At 59.3% G+C, this 12797-nt stretch carries 19 protein-coding genes; 5 read left to right on the top strand and 14 right to left on the bottom strand.

Annotated features, from left to right (window positions below; all coding sequences use genetic code 11):
* Nucleotides 1-5: 5 nt before the first annotated feature.
* Entirely contained in the window at nucleotides 6-437 is a 432-nt protein-coding gene (locus AC2TAD_RS12820; RefSeq protein ID WP_480868087.1) for a hypothetical protein, read from the top strand.
* A gap of 79 nt (nucleotides 438-516) precedes the next feature.
* Here AC2TAD_RS12820 and rpmE read toward each other — a convergent pair whose 3' ends face one another.
* Together rpmE and rplS are read right to left on the bottom strand one after the other, a co-directional pair.
* The gene (gene rpmE, locus AC2TAD_RS12815) at nucleotides 517-738 is read right to left on the bottom strand and encodes a 50S ribosomal protein L31 (RefSeq protein WP_170356099.1); all 222 of its coding nucleotides are present in this window, start codon (nucleotides 736-738) and stop codon (nucleotides 517-519) included.
* An 11-nt stretch (nucleotides 739-749) separates the two neighbouring features.
* Nucleotides 750-1133, bottom strand: coding sequence for a 50S ribosomal protein L19 (gene rplS, locus AC2TAD_RS12810; RefSeq protein ID WP_170328369.1), 384 nt, complete (start codon nucleotides 1131-1133; stop codon nucleotides 750-752).
* Nucleotides 1134-1500: 367 nt separating this feature from the next.
* On the opposite strand from rplS, the gene AC2TAD_RS12805 reads away from it, so the two are divergent.
* On the top strand, nucleotides 1501-2298 hold the full coding sequence (locus tag AC2TAD_RS12805) for a glycoside hydrolase family 25 protein (protein WP_170356100.1): 798 nt from the start codon (nucleotides 1501-1503) through the stop codon (nucleotides 2296-2298).
* Here AC2TAD_RS12805 and trmD read toward each other — a convergent pair.
* The 10 genes from trmD to AC2TAD_RS12755 form a co-directional block, all read right to left on the bottom strand.
* The gene (gene trmD, locus AC2TAD_RS12800) at nucleotides 2295-3098 is read right to left on the bottom strand and encodes a tRNA (guanosine(37)-N1)-methyltransferase TrmD (RefSeq protein WP_170754985.1); all 804 of its coding nucleotides are present in this window, start codon (nucleotides 3096-3098) and stop codon (nucleotides 2295-2297) included. The genes AC2TAD_RS12805 and trmD overlap by 4 nt on opposite strands.
* Nucleotides 3095-3910: a hypothetical protein gene (locus AC2TAD_RS12795; protein WP_480868085.1), complete on the bottom strand. Its 816-nt coding sequence runs from the start codon at nucleotides 3908-3910 to the stop codon at nucleotides 3095-3097. Before AC2TAD_RS12795 ends, trmD begins: the two co-directional genes overlap by 4 nt.
* Nucleotides 3910-4413, bottom strand: coding sequence for a ribosome maturation factor RimM (gene rimM / locus AC2TAD_RS12790; protein WP_170754989.1), 504 nt, complete (start codon nucleotides 4411-4413; stop codon nucleotides 3910-3912). The genes AC2TAD_RS12795 and rimM overlap by 1 nt, the downstream gene beginning before the upstream one ends.
* Entirely contained in the window at nucleotides 4406-4552 is a 147-nt protein-coding gene (locus tag AC2TAD_RS12785) for a hypothetical protein (RefSeq protein ID WP_480868083.1), read from the bottom strand. Before AC2TAD_RS12785 ends, rimM begins: the two co-directional genes overlap by 8 nt.
* Nucleotides 4553-4556: 4 nt before the next feature.
* Nucleotides 4557-5192: a 5,6-dimethylbenzimidazole synthase gene (gene bluB / locus AC2TAD_RS12780; protein WP_480868081.1), complete on the bottom strand. Its 636-nt coding sequence runs from the start codon at nucleotides 5190-5192 to the stop codon at nucleotides 4557-4559.
* A gap of 12 nt (nucleotides 5193-5204) precedes the next feature.
* Nucleotides 5205-5594 carry a 30S ribosomal protein S16 gene (gene rpsP / locus AC2TAD_RS12775; RefSeq protein WP_170356106.1) on the bottom strand — a complete coding sequence of 130 codons (390 nt, stop codon included), beginning with the start codon at nucleotides 5592-5594 and terminating at the stop codon, nucleotides 5205-5207.
* 66 nt (nucleotides 5595-5660) lie between these two features.
* The gene (locus AC2TAD_RS12770; RefSeq protein ID WP_170356107.1) at nucleotides 5661-5957 is read right to left on the bottom strand and encodes a chorismate mutase; all 297 of its coding nucleotides are present in this window, start codon (nucleotides 5955-5957) and stop codon (nucleotides 5661-5663) included.
* A complete protein-coding gene (locus AC2TAD_RS12765) occupies nucleotides 5954-6508 on the bottom strand; it encodes a GNAT family N-acetyltransferase (RefSeq protein ID WP_480868079.1) in 555 nt (184 codons plus the stop codon). Before AC2TAD_RS12765 ends, AC2TAD_RS12770 begins: the two co-directional genes overlap by 4 nt.
* Complete coding sequence (gene ffh / locus AC2TAD_RS12760) at nucleotides 6505-8013, bottom strand: signal recognition particle protein (RefSeq protein ID WP_170754999.1); 1509 nt, start codon at nucleotides 8011-8013, stop codon at nucleotides 6505-6507. Before ffh ends, AC2TAD_RS12765 begins: the two co-directional genes overlap by 4 nt.
* Before the next feature lie 208 nt (nucleotides 8014-8221).
* Nucleotides 8222-8740 (bottom strand): hypothetical protein, encoded by a 519-nt coding sequence (locus tag AC2TAD_RS12755; RefSeq protein WP_480868078.1) that lies wholly within the window; start codon nucleotides 8738-8740, stop codon nucleotides 8222-8224.
* An 87-nt stretch (nucleotides 8741-8827) separates the two neighbouring features.
* On the opposite strand from AC2TAD_RS12755, the gene AC2TAD_RS12750 reads away from it, so the two are divergent.
* Nucleotides 8828-9358 (top strand): prolyl-tRNA synthetase associated domain-containing protein, encoded by a 531-nt coding sequence (locus AC2TAD_RS12750; RefSeq protein WP_170755003.1) that lies wholly within the window; start codon nucleotides 8828-8830, stop codon nucleotides 9356-9358.
* Here AC2TAD_RS12750 and AC2TAD_RS12745 read toward each other — a convergent pair whose 3' ends face one another.
* Both AC2TAD_RS12745 and AC2TAD_RS12740 read right to left on the bottom strand, forming a co-directional pair.
* Complete coding sequence (locus AC2TAD_RS12745; RefSeq protein ID WP_480868074.1) at nucleotides 9359-10099, bottom strand: aspartate/glutamate racemase family protein; 741 nt, start codon at nucleotides 10097-10099, stop codon at nucleotides 9359-9361. It abuts the gene before it with no gap.
* 66 nt (nucleotides 10100-10165) lie between these two features.
* On the bottom strand, nucleotides 10166-10747 hold the full coding sequence (locus tag AC2TAD_RS12740) for an FMN-dependent NADH-azoreductase (RefSeq protein ID WP_170755007.1): 582 nt from the start codon (nucleotides 10745-10747) through the stop codon (nucleotides 10166-10168).
* A 118-nt stretch (nucleotides 10748-10865) separates the two neighbouring features.
* Between AC2TAD_RS12740 and AC2TAD_RS12735 the strand changes: the two genes are divergently transcribed.
* On the top strand, nucleotides 10866-11744 hold the full coding sequence (locus AC2TAD_RS12735) for a LysR family transcriptional regulator (protein WP_480868072.1): 879 nt from the start codon (nucleotides 10866-10868) through the stop codon (nucleotides 11742-11744).
* A complete protein-coding gene (locus tag AC2TAD_RS12730; RefSeq protein WP_480868070.1) occupies nucleotides 11741-12661 on the top strand; it encodes a DMT family transporter in 921 nt (306 codons plus the stop codon). Before AC2TAD_RS12735 ends, AC2TAD_RS12730 begins: the two co-directional genes overlap by 4 nt.
* Nucleotides 12662-12797: the final 136 nt, after the last annotated feature.

The following is a 12797-nucleotide window of genomic DNA, read 5'->3' as shown; positions in this document are numbered from 1 at the left end:
GAGCATTGGCTGTTGAAGGCATTTCCCCTGCTGTTAGTTTTCCCGAAATTGGGACTGTAGAAAGCCCCGCTGTTTTCTATGACGGGCGAACTGTATTTTTGTCTTACGAAATTGCACCGGTGTCGGGCGGCGGGGTCGCGATACTGAAATTTGATGATGTTATCGAATTTCGGATAGATCCAATGAATGTCGAAGGTTTGCGGGCCGCCGAGTTCCCTGTCAAACCATGGGACTTTCAAGAGGTCACGGGATCAGAAAAAACCGAACGCTGGAAGGCTTTGAAACCCCGCTTTTGGACGATCTCCTTCAACGATGAAACGATTGAAGTCGTCTTCAAGCAAGTTGAACTGATTGACCGAACACATGAAGCCACAGCTCCTGATGCGGCTTTGATGGAGCTGCTCGCATCGAACCAGGCGGATCGATTCCAACCGTAGCCAGCGCCACATGCCGCTGAGAAGATAAACAAAAAGGCCGCCCCTTGGGACGGCCTTTCGCATCTGAAATGGATCTGGCTTAGAAGCCCAGACCTTCGTATTTCTTCTTGAATTTCGACACGCGGCCGCCGGCGTCCATCAGGCGGGCGCCGCCACCGGTCCATGCGGGGTGCACGGAGGGGTCGATTTCCAGGGCCAGCTGGTCGCCTTCGGCACCCCAGGTGGATTTCATCTTGATCACTGTGCCATCGGTCAGTTTGACGTCGATGAAGTGGTAGTCGGGATGGATGTCTTTTTTCATCTTTCCGCTCCTTACGCCTCGGCGCCTGCCTTGGGCTTGTAGTTGGTGACTTCGGCGATACGCGCGGATTTACCACGGCGCGAGCGCAGATAGTACAGTTTGGCGCGACGGACGCGGCCACGGCGGACGACGGTGATGCTGTCGATGTTGGTCGAATGCAGCGGGAACACACGCTCCACGCCTTCGCCGAACGAGATTTTGCGGACGGTGAACGAACCGGCGATGCCGCTGCCACCTTTGCGCGCGATGCAAACACCTTCGTAGTTCTGCACACGGGTACGCGACCCTTCGGTCACTTTAAAGCCGACACGGATGGTGTCACCGGCTTTGAAATCGGGGATGTCCTTCCCCAGGGCGGCAATCTGTTCCGCCTCAAGCTGTGCGATCAGGTCCATCGCATTCACTCCTATCTGCTCGTGGTTGGTCCACGAAGTTTGGGCACGGGCTGAGAGCTCTTGGTCTTCACCGGGTCCTGCATGCAGCCCGCCAGAGGTCAGATCGAATGTTCCTTAGTCCAGTTTGTTCCGCCGCGCCGTGGCCGAAGAAAGCCGGGCGTCACGACATGGACCAAACCAAAACACCGGAGTCGCATGACGCGGCACCGGATTGCGGTCGTTTAAGGGCATTATGTGCAGGGATCAAGCCCAAAATGCTGTGAAACGGTGGGATTCCGCCGCCTCAAAACAGCATCGTTGCTTTGATCTGTCGATCAGGCATTCTGAGGGCAATTACAAGAGCAGTCATTTCAAACAGGAACTGATCATGCGCACTGCATTGATGCTTGCTGTCGCGGCTTTTGCCATCCTGTCCTGCGGTCGCAGCAGTCCGCCGCCGCAACAGGTCGAGGCCAACGCGTTTCTGGACACGACCTCACCTGCGGTGATTTTCCCGGCTTTCGGCGATGCTGATCCGCACCCGTGGGAGGGGCGCCATCCAGGCCACTATCCCGTGCACGGGCTGGACGTGTCGCGCTGGCAAGGGCCGATTGACTGGCAAAAGGCCAAGGCATCGGGTGTTAGCTTTGTGTTCATCAAGGCGACTGAGGGTGGTGATGTAGCTGATCCGATGTTTGCAAGTCACAGCAGCGGAGCAAAGGCCGCCGGAGTGCCTTGGGGGGCCTATCACTATTACTATTTCTGCCGCCCAGCGCGCGAGCAGGCGCGGTGGTTCATCCAGAATGTTCCCAAAGGATCGGACCTTCCGCATGTTCTGGATATGGAGTGGACGCCCCATTCCAAGACCTGCACTCTGCGCCCAGACGGTGCGACCGTTCGCGCCGAAGCTCAACGGTTTCTCGATATTCTCGAACGTCATTATGGGCGGCGTCCGATTGTCTACACGACTGTGGACTTTTATGCTGACACAGACATCGGGCGCCTGCCCAAGACAGAGTTCTGGCTGAGGTCCGTCGCCGGGCATCCAAGGAACGTTTATCCCAATGCGATTTGGCGGTTCTGGCAATACACGGGCACGGGGCTTGTGCCCGGTGTGCAGGGACCAGTGGACATCAACACCTTCAACGGCCCGCCCGAGATTTGGGCGCGGTGGAAGAACGGCTAGTCTTCGGACTTGGCTTTGGAGTAGGCGTCCCACAAGTCGGGGCGGCGTTCCTGTGTGATCCGCTCGGACATCTCATGCCGCCAATTGGCAATGCGCCCGTGATGGCCCGACATCAGAATGTCCGGGATCAGGCGGCCCTTCCATTCGGCGGGGCGTGTGTATTGCGGGTGTTCCAGCAGGCCCGAGGAAAAGCTCTCCTCCTCAGCCGAAGCCTGATTGCCCAAAACGCCGGGGATCAGCCTTACGGTGGCGTCGATCAAAGCCTGCGCGGCAATCTCACCGCCGGTCATGACGAAATCGCCTAAGGAGACCTCTTGCACGCCGTAATGCTCCAGAACGCGCTCATCGACGCCTTCGAACCGGCCACACAGCAGGGTCATGCCGTCACAGCGCGCCAGATTCTGCATCATGCGCTGATCCATCCGGCGGCCACGCGGGCTGAGGTAGATCAGCGGCCAGTTACCCCGCGCCCCCGCCATCGTGTGTTCAATCGCCTCGCCCAGTACATCGGCGCGCAACACCATGCCCGCGCCGCCGCCGGCGGGCGTGTCATCCACATTGCGGTGCTTACCGACGCCGAACTGGCGCAGATCGACGGTTTCCAACTGCCACAGACCCTCTTGCAGCGCCTTGCCGGTCAGGCTTTCGCCCAACACACCGGGAAAAGCTGAAGGGAACAGAGTGATGATCTTAGCCTTCCACACCCCATGCAGGTCGGGCGTTGGGGTCAGCAGCTCACGCGGTTTCAGGGTCGGGCGGATCGCCTTGCGCCCATGAGATTTCGATGGTTTTTCGGTCATGTCGCACCCATCAGCGCCTGCTGCGCCCGTTCAACTACCGCGACCTTTTGCGCGACCAAGGCGGCTTCGTCCAGACGTGATCTGTTCAGGTCCAGTAATTCGGCCAAAACGTCCTCGGGCAGTCGAGTGTTCGATTTGGAGGGCGGAACCAGCTGCTGCGCCTTGTCATGAGGCAAGTCCAGATACTCGGCAAAAGGCGCACCCGGCCCGAATTGACGCAATTGCAGCTCCTCCAGCCATTCCGTGTTCACGGTGACGGTGGGCAGCTTGTCACGAATCTGGTTTACGGTTTCTTGCAACGAGGGCAAATGGTCGATGCTGTCGCGGAATGTATCGAAATCCTGCACTTGTCGCATTCGCTGCAAATCATGGGCCCAAAGGCTGCGCAACCAACTGCCCCGCTGACGCAAAGACAGGTAAAGCGTGATCTCGACCTCTTGCCCGGAAAACCTCTGGTGGATCGAATCCACAAGACAGGCGGCCAGATCGGGGGCTGCCGCGTAGCCCTGTTCCAGATTGCGACTGGGGCGGAGGCCCGCGAAGTTTTCCTCGCTGAGGATCAAACCGCGCTTTTCCCCGAAATCCAGCGAGTCGAGGAAGTCGCGCATCTGGCTGCCGAACTCGGACAAGGTGCCGACGGTGCCATAAACGGAATGGTTGGTCGCTGCCCGCGACAGGCCCGAATTGCGCGTCCGATAGGGCAGGACCAACGCGAAATGCGGCCAGATCAACTCGCGATTTTCATAAAGGAAAGACTGTGCCGCAGTGGTGCCGGTCTTGTGCAGGCCCAGATGCAGCAGGACGCGGCGCATCAGATCAGCCCTTCGGGCGGGTCGGCGATGATGCGGCCTTGATCCAGATCGACCGTGGGGACGGCCTCAAGCGTGAAGGGCAGCAGAACGGTCGCCTTCAGCCCCGGCCCGTGCAGTTCCAGCAGGTCGGCAGCGCCGTGGTTTTGCACCGATTTTACCCGGCCCAGCAGGGTGCCGCCGGTGTCATAGACCTCAAGCCCGATCAGGTCGGTGTGATAGAATTCATCATCGGGCAACGAGGGCAGTTGATCACGCCGCGCAAACAGACGCAGACCTTTCAGCGCATCGGCTTGTTCCTTGGTTTCAACTCCGCCCAGACGCGCCGCAAAGCCATTCTTGATCGACCGGGTCAGGACCAGCGGATAGCGTTCGCCACCGGCCTCGTCCGTCAGGGGGGAATAAGCTTCGATATCCTCGGGGATGGCGCAATAGCTCTTTAGCCGCACTTCACCGCGTACGCCATACGATCCCGCAATGCTGCCGACGCAGATCAGATCACTCATTTGCCCCATCCGTAACACAAAACCCATCATCCCATTGTCCTATCCCTTCGCACGCCTCGCGTTGGTTCGAGCGTTCGAAGAACACGCCGACAATAAAGGCGGTCATCAACAGGATGGGAAGGCGTAATAACCCGAACATGCGCCTATCGCACCTCGATGGGCAGGCTGTCGTCGCGGCATTCCCAACCGACCTGTTCCAGCTCGGGCGTGTCCGATTGCGTTTCTGGCAGGCCAACACAGAAATAACCGATCAGGCGCCAATCCTCGGGTACGTCCAAATCACGCGCCATCTGGTCCGGGTCCAGAATGGATACCCAACCCAACCCCAGACCTTCGGCCCGCAAGGCCAGCCAGAACAGGGTGATGGCCGAAACCACCGAATAGCGCCGCATCTCGGGCATCGTGTCTGCGCCCAGACCTTGCCCCTTGTCCGTGGCATCGTCGCAGAACACGGCCAGTTGCACCGGGGCCTCTTGCATCCCCGACAGTTTCAGGCGGCTGTAGAGTTGCGCCTTTTCGCCGGAATACCCTTCCAATGCCTGCGCATTGGCAGTTTGAAAATTTCGCAGCGCCGCGTCGCGCGCGGGCTGGTTTTCGACGCGGATCACGCGCCAGGGTTCGCTCAGCCCCACCGAAGGGGCCAGCCGAAACGCGTCGAGGCAGCGCGTCAGCACTGCCTCGTCAATCGCGTCGGTGCGGAACCGACGCACATCGCGCCGGAGCCGCAGCAACAGGTCAAACTGCGCGCGAAAATCGTCAGTGAAAGTCTGATCCCGCACGCGCCTGCCTGCTTATTCTTCTGCAGCCGCTTCTTCAGCCGGTGCAGCGGCAGCTTCTGCCGCCTCAGCAGCCTTGGCCGCTTTCTCTTCGGCGCGTTCCTGAGCTTTCTTGCCCGGGGTACCCTTGTTGGGGTTGTTGCGCTCGGCTTTGTCGCGTGCGCCAGCTGCTTCCAGCATACGTGCGATCCGGTCGGTGGGCTGGGCGCCCTGGTCCAGCCAGTACTGGATGCGCTCCAGGTTCATTTTCACGCGCTCTTCGCTGTCTTTGGGCAGCAGCGGGTTGTAGGTGCCAAGTTTCTCGATGAAACGGCCATCGCGAGGCATACGGCTGTCAGCCGCAACGATGCGATAGAAGGGACGTTTTTTCGAGCCGCCGCGGGCGAGACGAATTTTCATTGCCATGGTGGTATCTCCTTAAGATGGCGTGACCGGTCACGGACCGGGTATTCTATGGGTGGAAACGACGGGTCATTCCTGATGTTTCCGGTGGTGTCGGATGACTTCCTGAATGATGAAATTCAGGAAAGCCTTGGCGAAGTCGGGGTCCAGATCGGCCTCTTTCGCCAGGTCTTCAAGCCGAGCGATCTGCGCGGCTTCGCGCGTAGGATCAGACGGGGGAAGGTCGTGTTCGGCCTTGAGCTTGCCAACGGCCTGCGTGTGCTTGAACCGCTCGCCCAGCGTATAGACAAGGATCGCGTCCAGCCGGTCGATGCTTTCGCGATGCTCTTTCAGCAGCGCGGCAGCTTGTGCTACGGGGTCGGTCATGCGTAAGCCTCCATGCCGCCATTCACCAGATCGGCGGGGGCGGGGTGCCGCCAGATTTCGGATGCGCCGAATTTCGGATGTTCATAGTGATAGTCGAAGGTGGCCCCCAGACGGTTGGCCACGGCCTTGCTGGCGTGATTGTCCGGGGCGATGAGCGAAATCGCCGTGTCCCAGCCCAGCACGTCATAAGCGTGGGTGCGCGCGGCCGTTGCGGCCTCGGTCGCGTAGCCCTTGCCGGTGGCGTGGTTCATCAGGGTCCAGCCGATTTCCGGCTCGGGCCAGCCCTCGGGGAACCACAGGCCGACGCGGCCCACATAGATGCCGGTTTCTTTTTCCTCAACGCTCCAGAACCCATAACCTCGGATTGCCCAATGGCCGAGGATGCTGGCGACAAGCCGCCATGTCTCATCCCGCCGCAACGGGCCGCCAACGAACTGCGACGCCTCGCTGGCGAAGAACGCGGTATCCGCGTCCAGATCAGCCTCGGAGGGCGCGCGCAGGATCAGGCGCTCGGTCTCAAGCCGGGGGATATGAGGGGTGAGGGTGTTCACTTTTTCTTCCCGAACCCGCTAAGGCCCGGAGGCAGGGCCATGCCGCCGCCCATTCCGGGCATGCCACCGGGCATCTTGCCACCCATCGCCTTGGCTGCAGCCTCAAGCGCCTTGGGGTCCATGCCTGCGGCCATGTCCTCGGGCGACGGGCCGCCTTTGCCGAACATGCCTTTCATGGCCTGTTTCAGCATCTTACCTTTGCCCATCTTACCCATCTTTTTCATCATGTCCGACATCTGCCGGTGCATCTTTAGCAGCTTGTTGAGGTCGCTGACCTCCATCCCCGAACCCGCCGCAATCCGTTTCTTGCGGCTGGCCTGCAACAGTTGAGGGTTGGCGCGTTCGCGTTTGGTCATCGACTGGATCATGGCGATCTGCTGGCGCAGAATCTTGTCGTCCAGACCGGCCTGATCCATCTGCTTGGCCATTTTGCCCATGCCGGGCATCATGCCCATCATGCCCTGCATGCCGCCCATCTGGATCATCTGTTCCAGCTGCATTTTCAGGTCGTTCATGTTGAACTGACCTTTGACCATGCGCTTCATCATGCGCTCGGTCTGTTCGATCTCCATCGTTTCCTGGGCTTTTTCGACCAGGGCAACAATGTCGCCCATGCCCAGAATACGACCAGCGATCCGGTCCGGCTCGAAGGTCTCAAGCGCGTCCATCTTCTCGCCCAGCCCGACAAAGCGGATGGGCTTGCCGGTGACTGCGCGCATCGACAGCGCCGCACCACCGCGACCGTCACCATCCATCCGTGTCAGGACCACGCCGGAAATGCCGACCTTGGCGTCGAACTCTTCGGCCACTTCAACAGCGACCTGACCAGTCAGGCCGTCGACCACCAGCAGGGTTTCGCGTGGGTCGACGACATTGCGGACCTGCTCGACCTCGTCCATCAGAACTTCGTCGATATGCAGACGGCCTGCGGTGTCGAGCATATAGACGTCATAGCCGCCCAAAGTGGCCTGCTGCTTGGCGCGCTTGGCGATATCCACCGGCTTTTGACCAGGTACGATCGGCAGCGTATCAACGCCGACCTGCGTCCCCAGAACGGCCAGCTGATCCATCGCCGCCGGGCGATAGACGTCGAGCGAGGCCATCAGAACCTTCTTGCCCTCTTTCTCTTTGAGGCGTTTCGCCAGCTTACCGGTCGTGGTCGTCTTGCCCGAGCCCTGCAGACCGACCATCAGGATCGGGGCAGGCGGGTTGTCGATCTTCAGCTTGCCGGGGTCTTCTTCGCCACGCAGGGTATCGACCAGCGCGTCATGGACGATCTTGACGACCTGCTGGCCGGGGGTGATCGACTTGGTGACGGCCTGACCGGTCGCCTGTTCCTGCACTTTCTTGACGAAGGCACGGGCCACCGGCAGCGAGACGTCGGCCTCAAGCAGGGCAACGCGAACTTCGCGCAGGGCGGTTTTGACGTCTTCCTCAGACAGAGCGCCCTGTTTGGTCAGCCGGTCAAAGACGCCAGAAAGGCGTTCGGATAGATTTTCAAACATGCCTTCGGCCTCCTTAGCCGGTTATCTGGTGGCGCCTCCTAGATAGGATGCGTCGGTTAAATGCACAAACGCCCCCTCCCACTGAATTTGACGTGGGGGTCATGCCAAATGGCATTGCCCCCACGGGCGAAACTCGCTGGTGGGGGGCGATCCCTGATCGACTCAAGGGACCGGAAGATCAGACGCTTCCGGATGTTTGAAGGGGGCTTTAGGCCGATTGGCTGTCAGAGTCAACCGCTCGCGCCGGAAGCCAGTCATTGACCGCATCCACCAGCCGCTGCGCCCCGTGCCCGCTTACATAGGCTTCGACAATCGGGTGTCGGCCTGCACTCATGCCCTTTTCCAGGATCAGAACGGGTCGGTGCATCTTGGACGTGGTTCTGTCGCGGGTCGATGTGGTGGTTTCCACCTCGGCATGGGACAGGTTCGACAGCTCATGTTCTACGGTGTCATAGCCATAGACGGATTGGCGGCGGATCAAAACGCTGTTGCTGGGTCGATCCAAAATCACCTGTACGCGCCGCACAAAGACGCAGAAAGCGCCGATGCCCATCCCGCCGCCAAACACAGCAAAGAACAGACCGAACAGAATGCCCTCGCCGCCTTCGGTTGCCATGAACAGACCAGCGCCGACAAAGGCAAGGATGAAGAGGATCAGTGAGATGCCAATGAACCAGGGCGTATTAGAAAGGATCAATTGGTTCGGAGTATTGCGCGTGACTTTCATGGCGGCACGCTAGCACTGAATTCCGACGCTGTCTGGCTTGAATTTGTCCGCACGTTGCGCGATGAGCACGCCAAACAGGAGATACCCATGGACGCATCATCTGCTTTTCAGGACACATTACCGCTGAGTTCCGACGCGCTGCTGGCGCAACTGGACGATTGGGGCCTGACTTATACGCTGCACACCCATGTGCCGCTGCGCACGGTTGAGGATTCAAAGGCGGTCGAGGATCAGTTCATGGTGCCCGGCGAAAACGCGTTGCGGGTCAAAAACCTGTATCTGCGCGACAAGAAAAAGCGGAACTATCTTGTAACGCTGGAGCAGAACGCCGAGATCGACCTTAAGGCGTTGGGGGCTGAACTGGGTGTCGGTAACCTGTCCTTTGGGTCGGCGGATCGTTTGCTGCAGAACCTTGGTATCCGTCCCGGCGCGGTGAGCCCTTTGGCGATGATCAACGGGGTGCAGAACGAGGTACGGTTCTTCATGGACGGCGCAGCCAAGCAGGCGGATGTCATCTATATGCACCCGCTGGTCAATGACCGCACCGTTGCAATGCCACGGGACGATCTGCTGGCGTTTTGTGATCGTATCGGGGTCGAGATTAACTGGTTGCCTTGATCAGTCCCCTAGCGCTTGGGCCAAGGCGGCCGAAACATGTGCGGCGGAAGGGTTGATGAAAAGATGCCCATCTGCCTCAAACACCGGATCGTCCAGATGGTTGGGGAAGGCTAACGGCAGTTCGGTGCAGGCCAGCAGGATCGCGGTGCCAGTGCGCGCATGTTTGTTGCAGAACGCAAGCAAACGGGCATGCGCTTCGTCGGACGCCCCACCGTAAAAGTCGCTGTCGATCATCGCTTGCATCTCGGCGATCTCGGCGTCGGGCAGCCGCTTGTTGGCGACAACGCCATGTTCGGCCAGCTTTTCGGCATAGTTGGTCGCTTCCATCGTGACGGTTGTTCCCAGAACCAGCGCTTCAGAGGCTTTGGTGCGCGCCGTCACCTCTGCAGTGGCGTCGAAAATACTGAAAATCGGCATCGCCACGCCTTGTCGTATCGAATGAAGTCGAGCGTGGGGGGTGTTGGACGCGATGATGCCGAAATCACATCCGGCCCGCTCCAACGTCAGCAGTGCCTCGCGAAAGACTGCGTCGAAGGCCGACCAACTCTCCTCGTCCCCGGCGATACCGCGCAAAGCGCGCGTTTTGGCCTGCGTGACGGATTCGATGGTCATCGGAGGGATGGGCAGCGGAGATGTATGACCCCGTTCAGCGAAATGGCGGCTCGCGCCCTCGGCAATGGCGCGGTAGTAGTCCACGGTCGAGGCCCAGCCCACACCGCCCAGAATTCCGATTTTTTTCATGCCCGGTGTCCAGTCTGCAATTGTCTGTTCAGGTGCAGACTGGACGTTTTAGGGCGTAACGGTCAATCAGGCCGCCAATTCCGAAACAGCCTTTTGCGCGTTACTAAGGGTCGTTTCAGCGTCCAATGCCATTTTATCGGCTGCGATGACGTCGACATTATGAATGCCGATGAAGCCCAGAACATGCTTGGCATAGTCGGTGGCAAAGTCGATCTCGGACCCGACTGCGGTGCCGCCAGAAGCGATGGCCAGAACTGCCCGTTTGCCATCCAACAGTCCCTTTGGGCCGTTTTCACTGTAGGAAAAGGTCAGTCCGGCGCGGGCGACAAGGTCGATCCACGCCTTGAACGCCGCAGGCACCGAGAAATTATAGATGGGCAGGCCGATCACGACCGTATCGGCCTCTTGCAGTTCCGACACCAGAGCGTCGGAAAGGGATAGAAGGTCACGCTGGACCGCGTCGCGCTGATCAGCGGGAGTGAAATTGGCATTGATCCACGCTTCGGTCAGTAGCGGTAGCGGAGTCGCTAGGTCGCGGCGGATGATACGGCTGGCACCGAGGTGCTTGACGATACGGTCAGAAAGGTCACGGGTCGTTGACCCTGTTCGGCGGGCCGAGGCGTCAATGTGCAGAACTGTCTTGGTCATGATGGCCTCCTTCAGGCGGTGAATTCTGTGTCTGGTCCCAATATGAATGTTGCGTTGATGAACAAAACTCTGATATCCCAACAGTAAGTGTTAAAATTTGCACAATGGACAAGATGCAATGGACAATTGGGATGAAGTGAGAACCGCGTATCAGGTGGCGCGCATGGGGACGGTCAGCGGTGCCGCCGAAGTGTTGGGCGTTCACCACGCCACCGTTATCCGCCATATCGACGCGATCGAGGCGCGGCTGGGGGTCAAATTGTTCCAGCGCCACGCCCGTGGATACACGCCGACCGAGGCGGGCGACGACCTTCTGCGCGTAGCGCAAGCGACCGAAGATCAATTCAACCAGTTGGTTGGGCGCATGAAAGGCCGCGGAGATGACGTATCCGGAGAGCTGGTGGTGACTTCTCTGTCCTCGTTGGCGCCGTTGGTTGTGCCGGTGCTGAGCACATTCCAGCGCCTGCATCCTGATCTGATCGTCCGCTATCTGACTGGTGACCGTCTATTCCGGCTGGAATATGGTGAGGCACATGTGGCGATCCGCGCCGGGTCGGCGCCGGGTCAGCCCGACAATGTTGTGCAGCCATTCATGAAACAAGAGGTCGGCTTATATGCGAGCACGGCATACATCGAACTTCACGGCAAACCAGCCGGGGTCGAGGATTTTGCCAGCCATTTCTTTGTCAGTACCGATGACGAAACCAGCCGCGCGCCGTTTTCGCGTTGGTTGCGCGAAACGGTCCCTGCTGATCGCATCACTTTTCGCTGCACCAACAATTTCTGCATCCGCGAGGCCGTTCTTTCTGGAGCAGGCATTGGTTTCATGGCGCGGTGGGAGGCTGCCCGTGACCCCAATCTGATCGAGGTGATCCCGCCGCTGTCCGAGTGGTTCGGCAACCTTTGGCTGGTGACGCATGTGGATTTGCACCGCACGACCAAGGTGCAGTCGTTCCTTTCCTATTTGAAAGAGCAATCCAAAGGCTGGCAGCCATGACCCCTCCGGCGCGTGGCCATTTGGCCATGCTGGTCTTTTCTGCCTTGGTCGCGGGCAGTTTCTCACTAGGCTCAATGATTGCCAACCAGATCTCGCCCGAGGCGGTCACTGCCGTGAGGTTTGCAATTGCGGCCATCGTGATCGGGGCAACAGCGTTGATGACCACAGGCTTGCCGCGCAGCGCTGCGCAAGCTCCTTGGCGTTACCTGGTGCTGGGCGGGCTTTTTGCGACCTATTTTGTTCTTATGTTTCACGGGTTGAAAACCGCCCCTCCGGTCAGCGCGGCTGCGGTTTTTACCCTGACTCCGGTTTTGTCAGCGATCGCCGGATGGTTTCTGTTGCGTCAGGTCACCACGCCAAGGATGGCACTGGCGCTAAGCATTGGTGCCGTTGGGGCGCTTTGGGTGATCTTCCGGGCGGATTGGCAAGCGTTCATGGCTTTTCAAATCAACAAGGGTGAGGTCATTTATTTCTGGGGGTGTATAGCTCATGCTGTTTATACGCCGATGGTGCGTAAACTGAACCGCGGCGAACCCGCCGTGGTGTTCAGTTTCGGAACCATGGTAGCAGGTTGCCTGCTTTTGACTATCTATGCGTGGTCCGACATTCGCGACACCGACTGGGCCAACCTGCCCATGATCGTGTGGGTCGGGTTGCTGTATCTGTCGATCTTCGCGACCGCCGCCAGTTTTGTTCTGGTTCAGTTTTCGGCCCTGCGTCTGCCGTCGGCCAAGGTTATGGCCTATACTTATCTTGTCCCCAGTTGGGTCATTCTATGGGAGATTGCGCTGGGCAACGGCGCCCCCGTGGCACTGGTTTTGGTCGGCGTCGCTCTGACATGCGTTGCTTTGTTGATGCTCCTCAGGCCCGAAGGACCCACAGGGGCGGAACGTGTTTTTAAGGCCGATCGAAACTGAACTGAAGGGTGCTCAACAGGCCGAGGCCGCAAAACGTCTCGACCTGTGCGGCATGAACCGTTTGCGTCATCCGCAGAAGAGATAGATTTGGTTTTGGCAGCATACCACGAAACATGCGCCTGCCATTGTCAATCGG

This window comes from Ruegeria sp. HKCCD7628 (assembly GCF_057221005.1).
The sequence above is the reverse complement of the archived record's forward strand: the minus strand, read 5'-3'. Positions and strand labels throughout refer to the sequence as shown.